Source organism: Nitrosomonas sp. Nm33, from assembly GCF_900107265.1.
GTDB lineage: Bacteria > Pseudomonadota > Gammaproteobacteria > Burkholderiales > Nitrosomonadaceae > Nitrosomonas.
On record NZ_FNPJ01000001.1, the window covers coordinates 19,025 to 36,080 of the forward strand.

16 protein-coding genes and 1 pseudogene are annotated in these 17,056 nt (G+C 42.2%); 8 read left to right on the plus strand and 9 right to left on the minus strand.

Translation table 11 applies throughout. The features are described from left to right. Positions 1 to 7: 7 nt before the first annotated feature. The 6 genes and pseudogenes from BLV54_RS00085 to BLV54_RS00110 all read left to right on the plus strand — a co-directional run bounded on the left by BLV54_RS00085 (position 8) and on the right by BLV54_RS00110 (position 7,342). A complete protein-coding gene (locus BLV54_RS00085) occupies positions 8 to 1,090 on the plus strand; it encodes an ADP-ribosylglycohydrolase family protein (protein ID WP_090565962.1) in 1,083 nt (360 codons plus the stop codon). A 136-nt stretch (positions 1,091 to 1,226) separates the two neighbouring features. Next, entirely contained in the window at positions 1,227 to 2,690 is a 1,464-nt protein-coding gene (gene guaB, locus BLV54_RS00090) for an IMP dehydrogenase (protein WP_090565965.1), read from the plus strand. 14 nt (positions 2,691 to 2,704) lie between these two features. Beyond that, entirely contained in the window at positions 2,705 to 4,264 is a 1,560-nt protein-coding gene (gene guaA / locus BLV54_RS00095) for a glutamine-hydrolyzing GMP synthase (RefSeq protein ID WP_090565968.1), read from the plus strand. A gap of 308 nt (positions 4,265 to 4,572) precedes the next feature. Beyond that, positions 4,573 to 4,692: pseudogene (locus BLV54_RS15335) on the plus strand (integrase); the annotation flags it as partial. A 161-nt stretch (positions 4,693 to 4,853) separates the two neighbouring features. Then, entirely contained in the window at positions 4,854 to 6,200 is a 1,347-nt protein-coding gene (locus BLV54_RS00105) for a DarT ssDNA thymidine ADP-ribosyltransferase family protein (protein ID WP_090565975.1), read from the plus strand. Then, a complete protein-coding gene (locus tag BLV54_RS00110) occupies positions 6,194 to 7,342 on the plus strand; it encodes a macro domain-containing protein (protein WP_090565978.1) in 1,149 nt (382 codons plus the stop codon). The genes BLV54_RS00105 and BLV54_RS00110 overlap by 7 nt, the downstream gene beginning before the upstream one ends. 359 nt (positions 7,343 to 7,701) lie before the next feature. Here BLV54_RS00110 and BLV54_RS00115 read toward each other — a convergent pair whose 3' ends face one another. Then, a complete protein-coding gene (locus tag BLV54_RS00115; RefSeq protein WP_090565981.1) occupies positions 7,702 to 8,010 on the minus strand; it encodes an RnfH family protein in 309 nt (102 codons plus the stop codon). Next, positions 7,994 to 8,455: a type II toxin-antitoxin system RatA family toxin gene (locus BLV54_RS00120; protein WP_090565983.1), complete on the minus strand. Its 462-nt coding sequence runs from the start codon at positions 8,453 to 8,455 to the stop codon at positions 7,994 to 7,996. The genes BLV54_RS00115 and BLV54_RS00120 overlap by 17 nt, the downstream gene beginning before the upstream one ends. A 103-nt stretch (positions 8,456 to 8,558) precedes the next feature. Between BLV54_RS00120 and smpB the strand changes: the two genes are divergently transcribed. Together smpB and BLV54_RS00130 are read left to right on the plus strand one after the other, a co-directional pair. Continuing rightward, positions 8,559 to 9,002 carry an SsrA-binding protein SmpB gene (gene smpB / locus BLV54_RS00125; protein WP_090565987.1) on the plus strand — a complete coding sequence of 148 codons (444 nt, stop codon included), beginning with the start codon at positions 8,559 to 8,561 and terminating at the stop codon, positions 9,000 to 9,002. A 59-nt stretch (positions 9,003 to 9,061) separates the two neighbouring features. Next, positions 9,062 to 10,075, plus strand: a complete 1,014-nt coding sequence (locus BLV54_RS00130) for a COX15/CtaA family protein (RefSeq protein WP_090565990.1) — start codon at positions 9,062 to 9,064, stop codon at positions 10,073 to 10,075. 98 nt (positions 10,076 to 10,173) lie between these two features. Here the strand turns inward: BLV54_RS00130 and BLV54_RS15340 are convergent, their stop codons facing one another. From BLV54_RS15340 to BLV54_RS00160, 7 genes are all read right to left on the minus strand, one after another. Continuing rightward, complete coding sequence (locus BLV54_RS15340) at positions 10,174 to 10,404, minus strand: PP0621 family protein (protein ID WP_143032378.1); 231 nt, start codon at positions 10,402 to 10,404, stop codon at positions 10,174 to 10,176. Between the two features lie 316 nt (positions 10,405 to 10,720). Beyond that, the gene (gene purD, locus BLV54_RS00135) at positions 10,721 to 12,025 is read right to left on the minus strand and encodes a phosphoribosylamine--glycine ligase (protein ID WP_090565993.1); all 1,305 of its coding nucleotides are present in this window, start codon (positions 12,023 to 12,025) and stop codon (positions 10,721 to 10,723) included. Positions 12,026 to 12,110: 85 nt separating this feature from the next. Continuing rightward, on the minus strand, positions 12,111 to 13,670 hold the full coding sequence (purH, locus tag BLV54_RS00140; RefSeq protein WP_090565996.1) for a bifunctional phosphoribosylaminoimidazolecarboxamide formyltransferase/IMP cyclohydrolase: 1,560 nt from the start codon (positions 13,668 to 13,670) through the stop codon (positions 12,111 to 12,113). Positions 13,671 to 13,680: 10 nt separating this feature from the next. Next, positions 13,681 to 13,923, minus strand: a complete 243-nt coding sequence (locus BLV54_RS00145) for a helix-turn-helix domain-containing protein (RefSeq protein WP_090565999.1) — start codon at positions 13,921 to 13,923, stop codon at positions 13,681 to 13,683. Beyond that, a complete protein-coding gene (dusB, locus tag BLV54_RS00150; protein WP_090566002.1) occupies positions 13,920 to 14,939 on the minus strand; it encodes a tRNA dihydrouridine synthase DusB in 1,020 nt (339 codons plus the stop codon). The genes BLV54_RS00145 and dusB overlap by 4 nt, the downstream gene beginning before the upstream one ends. A 109-nt stretch (positions 14,940 to 15,048) precedes the next feature. Beyond that, positions 15,049 to 16,221, minus strand: a complete 1,173-nt coding sequence (locus BLV54_RS00155) for an FAD-dependent monooxygenase (RefSeq protein WP_090566005.1) — start codon at positions 16,219 to 16,221, stop codon at positions 15,049 to 15,051. 308 nt (positions 16,222 to 16,529) lie between these two features. Then, complete coding sequence (locus BLV54_RS00160; RefSeq protein ID WP_090566008.1) at positions 16,530 to 17,024, minus strand: GlcG/HbpS family heme-binding protein; 495 nt, start codon at positions 17,022 to 17,024, stop codon at positions 16,530 to 16,532. Positions 17,025 to 17,056 lie beyond the last annotated feature (32 nt).

Below are 17,056 nucleotides of genomic sequence, written 5' to 3' on the forward strand. Positions count from 1 at the left end.
ATAAGACATGCCTACTAACAATATTCAGGATCGTGCCATGGGGGCCATCATGGGTGCATTCATTGGTGATGCGCTAGGTCTGGGTCCCCATTGGTACTACGATCTCAACGAACTTCGTCGCGATTATGGTGACTGGATTGACGGCTATACTGACCCCAAACCTGATCGTTATCATGCTGTATGCAAAGCTGGTCAGTTATCCCAAGCGGGATTCATTCTGGCGCTTACTCTTCGTTCGCTCGTTGAGTGTGGTGGATATAATGAAGACGACTTCTGCCGGCGGATGGATGAAGAACTTTTTCCGCTGCTCGATGGCACACCCGTGAGCGGACCTGGGGGCTACACCAGTCAATCGATTCGTGAAGCATGGAGACGTCGCGTGCAGCAGAAACTACCGTGGGGACAAACCGGTAGTCATGCAGATACTACCGAGGCGATTGAGCGCACACTGGTGATAGCAGTTCGTTACGCGTTCCAGCCAGATCAGCTTGCTGCAGCCATCACCAATAATACCATGCTGACCCAGAGTGACCATACTGTTGTTTCAATGACGGTGGCCTATGGTGCAGTGTTGGCTCTTTTAGTTCAAGGACATACTCTTGACGCCGGGTTGTCAGGGAAGCTCATGGAATTGGTAAAAGATGGCAAATTACCTTTTCATGCGGTAACACGCGGTGATTTGCGGCCCCCACGCCTTGGTGACCCCGATCCCTCGCGTGCCGGTCGCTTTGCTTCCCCAGATGCATTGCTTACACCTTCTTATATGGCGGCAGCTGTAACAGATTCAGAAATTCAGATAGAGCCGGCATGGAAAGTATCCATTGTCTATGGTATGCCGTGCGCTATCTATCATCAGTTACCGGCTGCTTACTACTTGGCAGCCCGGTTTCACAATGATTTTGAATCAGCCGTGCTCCATGCGATTAATGGTGGAGGACAAAATCAAGCGCGCGCGATTCTCACTGGCGCACTCGCCGGTGCACAAACCGGTTTATCCGGAATTCCCCAGCGCTTTTTTGATGGACTTGAAGGGGGCGTTAGTCTTATAAAGTTGGCTGAAGAGCTGGCTTCAAAAGTAGGTGATCTCTGAAAATAGGTGACGATGATTACTGCTTGGCCATTTAGTACAGAAACATAAGTCGGCCAATCAATTATTGCAGTTATGAACTCTCTGCAATATTTCTGCGTGGTTTCGTTATAATATCGCTTTGCAAAGGATCGTTAACATGCGACTGATTCAGAAAGCTCTTACCTTTGATGATGTTTTACTCATTCCTGCTCATTCAGCAGTTCTACCTCGAAATGTAGATTTAACTACACGCCTCACCCGCAATATTACACTCAAGATTCCACTGGTGTCAGCAGCCATGGATACTGTTACCGAGGCGAGATTAGCTATTGCCATTGCTCAGGAAGGAGGCATTGGCTTTATTCATAAGAATATGTCGATAAAAATGCAAGCTGAACAGGTTTCTAAAGTCAAACGCTTTGAAAGTGGTGTGGTGACAGATCCTATAACAATCCCTCCCAATATGACAGTGCGAGGAGTGCTTGAATTAATTCAACAGCACAGGATATCTGGACTGCCTGTCGTTGAAGGTTCCAAAGTCGTGGGTATTGTGACTAACCGTGATCTCCGATTTGAAACTAATCTGGATCAACTGATCAAAAATATTATGACGCCTAAGAAGCGCTTAGTAACAGTAAAAGAAGGCGCCCCCCGTGAAGAAGTCTTGGCTTTGCTACACAAGCATCGGTTGGAAAGAGTTTTGGTGATTAACGATGAATTTGAATTACGTGGACTGATTACCGTCAAAGACATTACTAAAACAACAGAACACCCTAATGCCAACAAAGATGATCAAGAACGGTTGCGGGTAGGTGCAGCAATAGGAGTCGGTGAGGGGAGTTATGAACGAGCAGAAGCACTCATAGAAGCTGGAGTGGATGTTTTGGTGGTCGATACTGCGCATGGGCATTCGCAGAGCGTGCTTGACCATGTACGGTGGGTTAAAAACCATTTTCCTAAAATCCAGGTTATTGGGGGTAATATTGCTACAGCGGCGGCAGCCAAAGCGCTGGTTGATAGCGGAGCGGATGCAGTGAAAGTTGGTATTGGTCCTGGCTCGATCTGTACCACTAGAATTGTTGCAGGAGTGGGCGTGCCACAGATCACAGCTATCGAGAACGTGGCTAGAGCATTGGAAGGAACAGGCGTGCCGGCAATAGCAGATGGTGGTATCCGTTATTCAGGCGATATCGCCAAGGCGATTGCAGCGGGAGCGAGCACTGTTATGTTAGGTGGATTATTTGCTGGTACGGAAGAAGCACCCGGTGAAATTGAATTATTTCAAGGAAGATCATATAAGAGCTATCGTGGCATGGGTTCACTTTCTGCCATGCAGCAAGGGTCAAGTGATCGCTATTTTCAGGATAGTAAGCTTCAAGATACCAATAAACTGGTTCCAGAAGGAGTGGAGGGACGCGTTCCCTATAAAGGGCCGATTACCTCTGTCATTCAACAGTTAGTGGGAGGAGTGCGTTCGAGTATGGGTTATCTGGGCTGTAGTACTATTGAAGAAATCCATGCTAAAGCAGAGTTTATTGAAATTACCTCGGCTGGCATACGTGAATCTCACGTTCATGATGTGCAGATTACCAAACAAGCACCTAATTATCAGGTCGAATAAAAGCAGATCTCTTTATGCACCAGAAAATTCTTATTCTGGATTTTGGCTCCCAATATACTCAGTTAATTGCTCGTCGTATTCGAGAAACTAATGTTTATTGTGAGCTACATCCCTATGATGTCACACCTCAGTTTATTAAAGATTTTTCTCCCATAGGCATTATTCTGTCAGGTGGACCTGCTTCTGCCTTTATTGAAGACACGCCGCGTGCGCCACAAATCGTTTTCGAGCTGGGCGTTCCGGTGTTGGGTATCTGTTATGGAATGCAGGTAATGGCTGCCCAGTTGGGCGGAAATGTAGAAAGCGCTAAGAAGCGTGAATTTGGTTATGCCGAATTATATCTGCAGAGTTGTAAACTCTTTGATGAAATTCATGATCGTACAAGTCCAGAAGGGCAAGCGGTTCTCGATGTATGGATGAGTCATGGCGATAACGTGGTTGGATTGCCTCCCGGCTTTAGCATCATTGCGAGTAATGCTGCAACACCAATCGCAGCGATGGCCGATGAGGTGCGGCAATTTTACGGCCTACAATTTCATCCGGAAGTAACGCATACCTTGCAAGGTAAAGTTATTATTGAGCAATTCGTTCATAACATTTGCGCAGCTGACTATGATTGGAATATGCCAGATTATGTCGAAGAATCGATTAGCAGAATTCAAGCTAAGGTTGGCAAAGACAAAGTAATCCTGGGTTTGTCGGGCGGTGTGGATTCTTCTGTTGCGGCTGTACTTATCCATCGGGCAATTGGTGATCAACTTACCTGTGTATTTGTGGATAACGGTTTATTACGTCAGCATGAAGCTGAGCAGGTTATGGAAATATTCACTAAGAATCTCAATGTGAAGGTAATTCACATTGATGCAAGCGGGCAATTCTTGGAGCAATTACAGGGTGTTACTGATCCTGAGCAAAAGCGCCGTATTATAGGCCGGGAATTTGTCGAGGTATTCCAGCGTGAATCAGAAAAAATTACCAATGCCAAATGGTTAGCGCAAGGCACTATTTATCCGGATGTGATTGAATCTGCAGGCAGCCAAACCAAGAAAGCCCATACGATCAAATCTCATCATAATGTAGGCGGTCTCCCTGACACGCTGCACCTTAAATTACTCGAGCCCCTGCGTGAACTATTTAAGGATGAAGTTCGTGAACTAGGTTTGGTCTTGGGTCTACCTCATGATATGGTCTTTCGTCACCCTTTTCCTGGACCTGGATTGGGAGTCAGAATTTTAGGTGAAGTAAAACATGAATATGCCGATCTTTTACGCCAGGCAGATGCAATTTTTATAGAGGAACTCAAAGCTTCCGGCTGGTATGAACGAACCTCTCAGGCCTTTGCTGTATTTTTACCGATAAAATCAGTAGGAGTAATGGGCGATGGTCGGAGCTATGAGTATGTAATCGCATTGCGTGCCATCCAAACCCAGGATTTCATGACTGCTCACTGGGCAGAATTGCCTTATACATTGCTAGGCAAGGTTTCTAACCGAATTATTAATGAAGTGCGTGGTATCAACCGGGTTGTATACGATATTTCTGGCAAACCACCCGCGACGATTGAGTGGGAATGATCCCGTGTCCGGCATTGACCGGCACCAAGGAGCATTAAATCACCTCTAAGCCCGCGTAAATGCGGGCTTTTTTCATTTTTGGCTTGGCACCGTCTGGCAAATTTTCGCATCGCTAAGCACTCCGTTTTTATGGCATGGTAGATGGTACGATCTGAACCTGATGCCATGTTCGGCACTCGATACCATGCAGCCCATAACCGGTTTTTCATGGTATTGAATCATAGCAACTAATTGATTTATAGGGGGTTTATAGGGGGAATGCGGAGCATTTTGAGCATGGTATTTTTAAGTGGAGACCCAACCCGATCATGCTGACTGATACCAAGCTGCGCAACCTCAAGCCAAAGGACAAGCTCTACAAGGTGAATGACCGTGACGGCCTCTACGTGGCCGTCACGCCTGCTGAGATTATGGCGGAGAAGTTTAGCGCTGACCCAACATATGTTTCTGAGCTTTTTGTTGAAATTCTGCGTGATGGTGATCAAGGAGAAATTGAAATTCTATTTCGCCAAATTGCAATGAGTCTGGAAAAGAATAAACTACCAAAAGATAACTAATGGACTTGTCTTAAAGGATATAAGGGGGGGAAATGCCAATTTCTGCTAATCATAGGTTCCGCAACACATACCACTTTACGTCTTTAGAGAACCTTGAATCAATAATCGATAACGGAATTTTTTCAACTAATCAGAAACTCGCTCGCGGAATTACGCACGTAAACGTTGCTGAGCAGGGGATACAAGGGCGCAGGGCGCTGATGCAAGTGCCTGGCACAAATGGTCGTTGTGTGCATGATTATGTACCATTCTACTTTGCTAAGAAGACGCCTATGCAACTGGCTGTTCTTCACAAGAAGAATGTTGATCAGCAGTTTATCATCTATTTATCAGTGCCAATATTATTGCTGGAGTCTAGGCCTGGAGCGTATTTTACGAATGCTTCGGCGAATACCGAAGTTCCGCCGAATTTCTTTTCCGGAAACCAATCGCACCAGCTTGATCAGCTAGATTGGCGAACGATTGATAGTGATCGTTGGAGATATGACAACGATGATGAGAGGCATCGAAAGATGGTAGAGCTATTGCTGCCTGATCATGTCCCCTTAGGTGAGATTAATCAGATAATTACTTGGAATAGATCTATATCGGATATTGTGAGGCAGATTTTTCAGAATAAAGGAGTTGCCGCACCTGCTGTGGTTGAGGGGAATTTTCAGCACTACTACGGCGAGCCTGGGAACTGGGGGACCTCTTTGGTGACGGGACCCTTCTTTTTAAAGTACTCTTTTGATGAAGTGGTTTCTGGTGTGGTGTCCTTTCAAAGGCAAGTGAGGCCTAAATTTCAGAGTTTGGGTGAGGCTTTGCAAGCTGTCCGGGCGAGTTTCACTGCTATTAAAGAACTTGAAGATATTGATGGATTAGGTGCAAATTACGGTCCGCATAATGAAGATGTTGGCGCGCATAGTCGACGTGTTGCTGGTCTTGTGATGAATTCACCTGAATATAATCAGCTAGATCCTGTTCATCGTGAAGTATTGGAGATGGCGGCATACCTTCACGATATAGGTAAAGGGCCGAAAACTCGCTGGGCTAACAATTTTATGGATAAGGCTGATGGCGAGCATCCAAAAAAATCCCTGCCTATGTTGAAGCGAATTTTGACAGAGGATTTGCCCGTCCTCCCGCCTGATCTAGTGCGAAAGATTGTGATGCTGGTGACGTATGATGATTTGCTTGGTGAAATCGTAGCCAAGGGAAGGAACAAGAGTCAGTTGTTTGATATAGTTACCTCTCCTGAGGATATCAATATGTTGGTGGCCTTAAGTAAGGCTGATATTGGTTCTTTAAATCAAATTTGGTTGGCGCAGGTTTCAGGTGGAATAGATGTTCTCAGGAATGAGGTGCTCCAAAGGTTACAAGGTAACGTACTATGGTAGAGTTTGTTTCGGGAGATTTTTTCGAATTTGATGCAGACATCATGATTAACACGGTTAACTGTGTTGGTGTGATGGGGGCTGGTGTTGCGCTCGCGTTCAAGAAACGATTTCCTGAAATGTTCGATGATTATGTGGAGAAATGCCGTTCGGGAGTTGTTCGACCTGGAGCTCCTTCTGTCTGGATTCAAAAAGATATAATTTCTAAAGAAATTGAGATAGTAAATTTCCCCACTAAAGATCACTGGAAGAACCCATCTGAGTATTATTACATTGATGATGGGTTGAAATGGCTTTCTACTTACCTTGATGATAAAGATGGGAAGGTTGTGACACTTCCTGCGTTAGGCTGCGGTCATGGTGGGTTAGATTGGGATAGAGTGCGGACTATGATTATTAATAGGCTGCAAGATTCACCCGCACATATATATGTGTTTGAGCCTAATGACTCAGTGAAGGCCGGTCATATGAAGGCGGAATCCGCTGATTATGAGCGGCTTCTTAGCTCGGTAGGGGCTGGGGTTGTAAAATCTATTTCTGATGAATATCCGCAAAACTTGCGTAAATATACAAAAAAAGATTTGTATTTCTATCCAAAAGATAAAAAAAATTTCCGCTACGACTACTCATTAATTTGCAGTAGTAAACCCACAAGGCAGGAAGTTGAGGCTGTACGGAGGTTTATTGACTTTTGTTTTCTAGAAAAGCGCAGTGTTTTGTTGGGGGGGACGGTTTTTGAGAAAAAACTTGCTTTTGAATTTTCCGCTAAAGGCCTCGTCTGCGGCTGTGTTCTACCATCTGGAATCTATGAGTCTGTAAAGAAAGTATCATTTGTCAGGCGGGAGGGAAAACCTAATTTGCTGTCAATAGGTAATCCGGTAGTTGCTTTTGATAAAAAAGAATTCATGCCTTCTGTTTTTGCGAGAATTCATCTTTCTAGGAAGGCTGTTTTTTTTGCTAGCAAGCTTGCTTGGTTGGCAAAGTTCAAGAGTCAATTTGCGCGACTATCGCTTGATGCATATTATTATGCATCACAAGATAGCTCACCTGAGGATGTTGCTGCTGTCTCAGATATCGGAGCGGAAAAATTTGATTTTGAATTTCAGCTACAAAAGCTATTCTTGGATCTTGAACACAAAGATTGAGGCTAACTGAGTGTGCTTTGCTGTTTTGCAGCCTAGCTCTGTATTGAGGTAAGTTGAAATTGCTGTTGGTTCAGATGGTATGCAGATCCGGGTGCAAAATATCAGTTGTGGTATTTTTCATGGTTCTGTAAGTCGATACCTTTGTAAGAAATTGTTTTTAATGTATTTTTTGTTTTTGTTTATAATTGAGTGGGAATAATTTTATTTCCAAATTAAATGTGACGCGCAGGTGAGCCGCAGGCAGTATGAATAATACGGCAAAGAAAAACCGACAAAGTCAGGTTTGATTTAGAAATGGAATCAGAAAAAATTACAATTTTATTTTGATAACTGATACCACTTGCCTGATTTTATTGAGACTAATAATTTGATTTTTTGAGCTTCTCTTTTAAGCGCTTTCTTCTATTTTCTTTCGGATCAAGTAGAAGAGGGCGATAGATTTCTACTCGATCGCCATTTTGTAGAATAGTCCCTGGTTGGGTGAGTTTACTGAAAATACCCATTTTTTGCTTTTCCAAATCAATTTCTGTAAATATCTCTCTTATTCCAGATAAGGTAATGGCCTGTTCGATCGTTGTGCCGCTGGGAACATAAAAACGTTTAAGAAACTGACATTGTGGAAGTGCATATGCCACTTCTACCTCGATTTGTTCAGTCGCGTGATCCATAAATTACTTCAGCGCGTTCTACGAAAGCTTCTACTAAACTATTAGCAATAACATAAAACACGGGTCCTACCAGTTTCTCTAACAGCTTGTGAGAGAATGTATAATGCAGGTGAAATTCTATTTTGCAAGCATTCTCCGATAAAGGAATAAAGCGCCATAGGCCATCCAGATGCTCAAACGGTCCATCTAATAAATTCATTTTGATCTGCCCAGGAGTCATGTCGGTCGGTCCTGGTGGTTGACGTTTATTTTCTGTGGTAAAGCTATGCTTGATGTGATGATAATTAATATGGACGGTTGCATGCGCAATTTCGTCACTTTGAAGCTTAACCGATGCGCCATCACACCAAGGCAGAAATTTTGGATAATTTTCAACGGTGTCAACCAAGTTAAACATTTGGCCCGCTGAGTAGCCAACTAGTACTGATTTTTCTATTTCTGCCATAAGATTATTAACCTTTTGTTTTCATCTGAGCCGAAGCTGGAAAAACTGATAAAATAATATAAAAATTTTAGAGTTATTGCCTTTATTCCTGTCATATTTCCAGATGAGTATTGCTCAAAATAAAAAAGCGTTCCATGATTATTTTATCGAGGAAAAATACGAAGTAGGTATTGTACTGGAAGGTTGGGAAGTCAAAGCGATTCGTGCGGGACGAATTCAATTAAAAGAAGCCTATGTTATCATTCGCAATGGTGAATTATATCTTATTGGTAGTCACGTGAGTCCTTTGCCTACAGCTTCAACCCACATTAATCCTGATCCAGTACGTACGCGCAAACTACTACTCCATGCAGAGGAGATAGGACGACTAATTGGTAAAGTTGAGCGTGCTGGATACACGCTGGTACCTCTCGATATGCATTATAAAGCAGGTAGAATTAAAGTTGAAATAGGTCTTGCCAAAGGTAAAAAACAATACGATAAACGGGAAACTGAGAAACGTAAAGAATGGGAGCGTTCAAAACAACGTTTGCTACGCGCCCGCTAATATTTTTCTTTGTTCTATCTAGCACACACTGAATTTAAACAATTTTTGATTTAGTCATTATGCAAAAACCCATCGCGATTTGGTTATTTATTTGTTGCGCTCTTGTATTTGCCATAGTAGTTGTTGGAGGTGTGACTCGTCTCACCGGTTCGGGATTGTCCATTGTCGAGTGGCAACCTCTCATTGGCGCGATTCCACCACTTAACCAGGACGACTGGGCAGTACTTTTTGAAAAATATCGCCAAATCCCACAATATGAAGAAGTTAATAAGGGGATGACATTGGAAGAATTCAAGGGAATCTTCTGGTGGGAATATTTTCATCGCTTATTAGGGCGTGCTATAGGGCTAGTGTATTTTGTTCCTTTTATTTATTTTGTTATCCGTAAGCAAGTTGATCGTATACTCGGTCTCAAATTACTGGGTATTTTTGTATTAGGTGGTCTACAAGGCCTAATGGGCTGGTATATGGTGATGAGCGGTTTAGTGAATAATATTTATGTCAGCCAATATCGCCTGACCGCTCACTTGGGGCTTGCCTTCATTATTTATGTAGCCATGTTCTGGGTAGCAACAGGGTTATTGTCATCTGGGGAAAATCGCCAGAATAATGGGGTAGGATTGCATGGTTTGCGTCGATTTTCTTTTTTGATTACGACGCTTATATTTATTATGGTATTGTCAGGTGGTCTCGTTGCTGGGATTCATGCTGGCTTAGCTTACAATACCTTCCCTCTAATGAACGGTTTCTTAATTCCACCAGACTTATTTGTATTGGAACCATGGTATCGTAATTTCTTTGAGAACATGGCAACTGTTCAGTTTGATCATCGCATGATCGGATGGTTATTAGCATTTCTTGTGCCTCTTTTCTGGTTCAAAGCAAGAAAATACTCACTTTCCTGTTCCCAACAATTGGCATGTCATCTTCTTTTGATGATGTTGGTAATACAAGTCAGCTTAGGAATTACTACGTTATTATTAGTCGTGCCATTACCTTTGGCTGCAGCCCATCAGGCAGGTGCTATGCTATTGTTTACTGCGGCACTCTGGGTTAATCGTAAATTGTCTTAGATTATCTGATTCAGGTGATTGGGCTTCGATATATCAAGGAATAATGAACATACTAAAAGATCTGATAATAGAAAAATAAGCCCGGGAGAACTGTAAAGCTATTGTGATGATTTTAAATATAATTGCTGGTGATCGATGCTGCAAAAATATTTTTTATTTGCAGTAATACTTTCAGTTCTTGGAATATGTAAGCCACAATGTGCGCAACAAACCATATCTTCGATTTCATTCTTTGATTTTGTAGATTGCTTTTTTGCTCGTTGAAGATTTCTAAGGCTCCAATAAATTAAAAACACAACAATAATCAAGATTACCCATTTAGCTATCACAATCTATCCTTGCATATAAAGATATGTTGATTTCAACTATCACAAATTTTAATTATATTAAATTAAATTAGAAGCTTTATGCCGAGCAGATTGCAGGATGTAAAATTAGTTTACTAACTCAGGCAAAATTATGTAAAAAAGATTGGTTCATAATCAATTAGACGATTTGACGACTATTTATGATTCATCGATTTTTAAGGGAGGAAGAAGTAAGAATTGTGAGGAGGTGTTAAAAATGAATGGGGCAACTGCGGTACCTGCAAATGGAACTGCTTGTATAAAATGTACTCAACGCTAAGCGTAAATTGGGGCTTTTTTATTTGTCGTGATTTCCTATTCCTTTATAGCCGATATCATGCCTCATCTGGCATCCTTTAAAATGAATTTTGCTTGCGATATCGTAAGCACGTTGATGAGCCAGTTTGATATTTTCACCTAACGCAGTTACGCACAGTACGCGTCCTCCAGCTGTTAAGATTTCATTCTTACCTTGATTACCAAACACAGTACCTGAATGAAATATATGAAAATCATCTGTAGATGATTGATTGATCATTATTTCAGCTAAACCAGTGATGGCATCATTTTTTTGTGGTTCACCTGGATACCCTTCGGCAGCCATAACAACGCCCAATGCTGCACGCCGGTCCCATTCAATTTCAACCTTGTCCAGTGTTCTATTCATTGCGTGCTCCAGTAATATAGTGAGATCACTTTTCAATCGCAGCATAATAGGTTGTGTTTCTGGATCACCCAAACGACAGTTAAATTCCAGCACCTTAACTTCTCCCTTTGGAGTAATCATTAATCCAGCATAAAGAAATCCGGTGTAGAGCTCGCCATCACGTGCCATCCCTTGTATGGTTGGTGTGATAATTTCACGCATAATCTTGGCATGTAGCGTGGGGGATACTATTTGAGCAGGTGAATAAGCGCCCATGCCGCCTGTATTCGGCCCTTTATCGTTATCTAGCAAGCGTTTGTGATCCTGACTGGTAGCAAGAGGTAACACATTTCGACCATCCGACATAACAATAAAGCTGGCTTCTTCCCCCTCAAGATAATCTTCAATTAGGATTCGAGCGCCTGCTTCACCCAATTTATTTTCTATCAACATAGTATCAATTGCTTCATGGGCGTCTGCGAGTGTCATTGCAATTACAACACCTTTTCCTGCTGCCAGACCATCCGCTTTGATTACAATTGGGCCTTCTTTCTGTTCAATATAATGATGCGCTTCAGATGGGTTGTCAAAGCTTGCAGATGCAGCGGTTGGAATACCATGGCGTTGCATGAACGCTTTAGCAAAGGTCTTTGATGCTTCTAGTTGCGCAGCCTTTTTAGTTGGCCCAAAGATTTTAAGACCTGCAGCATCGAAAACATCGACAATACCATCAGCTAAAGGAGATTCGGGGCCAACGACAGTTAATGCAATTTTTTCTTTCTGAGCAAATGCCACAAGATCGGATATTGCAGTGAAAGGAATATTCTCTAATCCTGGTTCGAGTGCAGTACCTGCATTGCCTGGTGCGACATAAACTTTGCGGATACGTGAAGATTGACTCAATTTCCAGGCCAATGCATGCTCTCTACCGCCGCTTCCGATTACGAGTAAATTCATATTCTAAGAAATAGCAACTTAATGAATATTAAAAAATTGGCAAAAAGTAAGGGGGGGTTGAGGTGTAATTTTAGGATATTCCCATTTAGTGCCTGAAATGCCGCACCCCTGTACAGATCATCACGATACCGTGTTCATCAGCTGCTTGAATTACTTCTTCATCTCGAATACTGCCCCCTGGTTGAATAACGGCTCTAGCACCTGCCTGGACGACAACATCCAATCCATCTCGGAAAGGAAAAAAGGCATCTGAGGCAACAACAGAATCAACTAAACTCAGCCCAGCTTGACTAGCTTTAATTGAAGCGATGCGGGCGCTATCTATTCGACTCATTTGGCCTGCTCCAATACCTAGTGTTTGCCCTTGGGCACAAAATACGATGGCATTAGATTTGACAAATTTTGCGACACGCCAGGCAAATAGGCAATCTTCAATTTGTTGTCGTGTCGGCTGGGCTTTGGAAACTACTTTTAACTGATTTTCTGTGATATTAAGGCTATCCGGTGTCTGCACCAATAATCCCCCGCCTACCCGTTTTAATTCATAGCGGTTGGGCTGTATCTGTAATGGTACCGTTAGTACACGTACATTAGGCTTTTGATTTAGGATACTGCTAGCTTCAAGTGAAATTTCAGGTGCAATAATGACTTCTACGAACTGCTGCGAAATTGCCTTGGCTAATTCAACATCGACGGAGCGGTTAAAGGCAATAATACCTCCAAATGCGGAGGTTGGATCAGTTGCAAAGGCTAGTTTATAAGCGGCGAGGGGAGTATCAGCAATGGCAACTCCGCATGGATTGGCATGTTTGACAATGACACAAGCAGGATGATCAAAGGTTTTTACACATTCCCAAGCTGCATCTGTATCCGCAATATTGTTATAAGATAATTCTTTACCTTGTAACTGTGTATAGTTTGCCAGACTTCCAGGTAGATTTATAGCATCACGATAAAAAGCAGCTTCCTGGTGCGGGTTTTCACCATAGCGCAAAGATTGAATGATACTGAAATTAAGATTGAGACAATCTGGAAATAACCGTCGTTGTTTATTGGAGTCAATTGATGTTAGGTAGTTACTGATAGCGCTATCATAATGAGCAGTATGTGAAAAGGCCTTTTGTGCAAACTGAAAACGGCGCGTTAATGCTACTGCACCATTACCTGATTCCATTTCAGCCAATAAAACCGGGTAATCCTCCGGATCAGTAATGACTGTAACATGCTGATAATTTTTTGCAGCTGCTCGAATTAAGGTGGGTCCACCGATATCAATATTTTCAATTGCTTCATCAAGCGTACAGTCAGCGCGAGCGATAGTCTCAACAAATGGGTATAAATTGACAATAACTAATTCAATAGGAGGTATTCCAGCTCTTTGTATGGCTTGCTGATGCTCGGGCAGATCCATTCTAGCCAAAATACCAGCGTGAATTTTAGGATGTAGTGTTTTTACTCGCCCATCAAGCATTTCAGGAAAATTTGTGTACTCACTAACTTCTGTCACAGCTATGCCTGCTTCTTGCAGTAACCTGGCAGTGCCTCCAGAAGAAATAATATTGATTCCAAATTGATGTAGTTTCTTAGCCAGCTCAACAATGCCTGTTTTATTTGAAACGCTGATTAACGCTTGTTTTATTATCATTTCACAAAATTTATTTGATTCGGTGTTTAGCTAATTTATTACGGAGTGTATTTCGATTGATACCAAGGAGCTCCGCTGCTTTTGTTTGATTTCCTTCAGCATAATTCATAGCCAATTCAAATAATGGCTTTTCCACGCTCCGGATGACCATTTCATAGATTGAACAAGGTCTCTCCCCATCCAAATCCTTGAGATAGATTTCAATTGATTTACGTATACAGCAGGCAATTTCATTTTCATTGAAGGTACTCATACACCCGTTATTACCTCATCCTCGATATAAGTGAGTCTTTGTCCATAATTAGCAAGTTGATAGAAAAAAGTATTAGTTGCTGCTAGTTGTTCATCCGTTGTTTGTAACTGATTCATGGTATGTCGAAAGGCAGCAGAGCCGATAAGTCCTTTGGTATACCAGGATATATGTTTACGGGCGATACGTACGCCCGAATATTCTCCATAAAAATTGTAAAGATCATGGAGATGACTAATTAGCACCTGGTGAATTTCGGTAACTTCTGGCGGTGGCAGGTATTTACCCGTCCTGAAATAATAATCGATTTCTCGAAAAATCCATGGCCTTCCTTGCGCAGCACGACCGATCATGACAGCATCTGCACCGGTATAATCAATCACCTGTTTAGCTTTCTCTGGTGTCGTGATATCACCATTGGCAATAATCGGTATCTTCTTAGTAGAAGCTTTTACTTCTGCTATGGTGTCATATTCAGCTTCACCCCGATAAGCACAAGCACGTGTACGGCCATGAATAGCCAATGCTTGTATTCCAGCATTTTCGGCAATACGCGCTACGGTCACAGCATTTTTATGTTGTGTGTCCCAGCCAGTACGTATTTTTAAGGTTACTGGAATATCAACAGCATGGGTAACGGCATCAAGAATTTTCCCAACCAATATTTCATTCTGCAATAATGCAGAACCTGCCATGACATTACAGATTTTCTTAGCAGGACAACCCATGTTGATATCGATGATCTGCGCGCCTTGATCAACATTGTAGCGGGCTGCATCAGCCATCATTTTAGGGTCAGCTCCAGCAATCTGTACAGAAACAGGGGCCACTTCACCCTCATGGCTCGCGCGTCGGCGAGTTTTTTCTGATCCCCATAATAGAGAATTGCTTGATACCATTTCCGATACTGCCATGCCAGCACCCATGTGCTTACAAAGCTGCCGAAAAGGACGATCTGTCACGCCAGCCATTGGTGCAACAATCAGCTTGTTCTTGAGAGCATAAGGACCAATTTGCATGGTGTGACTCAAATTCGATACAGGAATAATTAGAAATTAATACTAATTCTGCTAGCTTTTTTAAAAGCAAAAGATTGAAAAACAGCAGGTCATAATATTATCCGACAAATTAGCCTCTTGCGCCAAATATCATGCGCCGTGCGACAAAACGTTTTAGGGGTGGTAAACAATCCAATACATTCAGCCCCATACCACAGAAAGTCTGTAAGAGAGGGAGATCGCTTACAAATATTTTTGCTAGAGAATGGGTAAATAATTTTCCTGCATCTCTATCTATCTGACGCTTATTAGCATACGTTCTGAGCATTCGGGATGATCCTATTTCAGAAGTTAGCGCTGAAGACTGAACAATTTCATTAGCCAACTCCCAAGCATCACGTAACCCCAGATTAAAGCCTTGCCCAGCAACTGGATGCAGAGTTTGAGCAGCATTACCCACAAGAGCTATTCTTAAAGCTATGGTAGGTGAAGCATACGTGAGTGCGAGAGGAAATCCTGAGCGTTTTCCAGTGCTAATAAATTCTCCTAATCGATCGCCAAAATGGTGATGGAGCTGAGTAAGGAAAGTGTTGTCATCTAAACTCAGTATTGCCTCAGCTGTTGCAAATGGAACAGTCCATACCAGTGCAAAACCGTCGCCTGATGGAAGTAAAGCTATTGGTCCCTCCGAGGTGAAGCGTTCATACGCTATTCCGTTTTGAGGAACAGATGTCTGGATATTAGCAACGATCGCCCATTGGTGATATTTATGTGTGTGGTAATTAATACCTTCAATTTGTGTCGCTAGACGTCCCCCATCCGCTAACACGAGCAGCTTTGCAATGGCTTGCTTATTTTCTCCAGCTTGTTGGTATTCGACCTGCGCTTGCTTGGGAGTCGTTTTTATTATTGTTACCGTTGCACCAACTCGATAATTTGCGCTATGGATTTGCAGCAGTTGATGCATAGATCGATACAAATCATAGTAATTCACCACATATCCTAATGTTGGTACACCCGCATCTTTTGAAGTCAATACCGTGCGGCCAAAGTGATCGCGATTGGAAATATGTATAGTCGTGATGGGAGTTATTTGTGATAATGTTGACCAGACACCTAATCTTTGCAAAATCAGATGACTTCCATAAGAAAGTGCTAATGGGCGAGGATCCTTAACTTGTTCAGGTAGTCCTTGAGCCTCCAGCAGCAAACTTGATATCCCCCTTTCATGCAAGCTAATGGCTAGCGCCATGCCAACCGGTCCGCCACCTACGATGATAACGTCAAAGTGATCAGTAACCATGGATATAGCAAATTAGGAGAGATTTCATAAGTAATTATTTTGGAGTAGCGCTTGCAGAACAATTTAGTGCTTTATTTATAATCTAATTTTAAGCTAAACCTGCAAGGATAACACAGGTAATAAATAGAGAGAAATAACTTGTATTGAGTGGTTGAAATAAACCAATTGACAGTTGTAGTTTTTTTATATGGCTTGTCACTAATTTTGGTGACAAGTGTAAAACATGGGGCACTCATCATGATGGATTATTGAAGCTAGCCATCATGTAAGTTTTTTAAAAACAAATAATTTTCCAGCAAACAGCAAGATTATTTACTTTCTTGAATACTTTTTAGACCTGCCTCTGCACAGACTTCGTCACGATGTGCACCCGGTGCACCGCCCACACCAATTCCCCCAACTACTTCACCGTTGATTTTAATTGGTAAACCACCACCTAATAGAAGAATATTATTGGCCATATGATGCAAGCCTTGTAATTCTGGATCCTTGGCAGCAATCTGTGCTATTTTCAGCGTTGATAATTTCAGGCTAGCAGAAGTGTAAGCCTTGCGAAAACTGCTTTCAATAGTATGTGCACCAGCACCATCCATTCTTACTTGTGCTCGTATTACACCACTTTGATCAACAACTGCTACGGAAACTTGAAAACCATTTTGCTCACATTGTTGTACCGCTGCTGCTATTATTTTATTTGCTAATGATAAGGGTAAGAAAGATTTTTGTATTTGGGTTGCATGTGTAATAACAGAAAATACGCTAAACAGCAATAAAAATAACAATGATAAATTTATTTTATACATAGTATTTTCAAGAAGATTTTTATTTAATTATA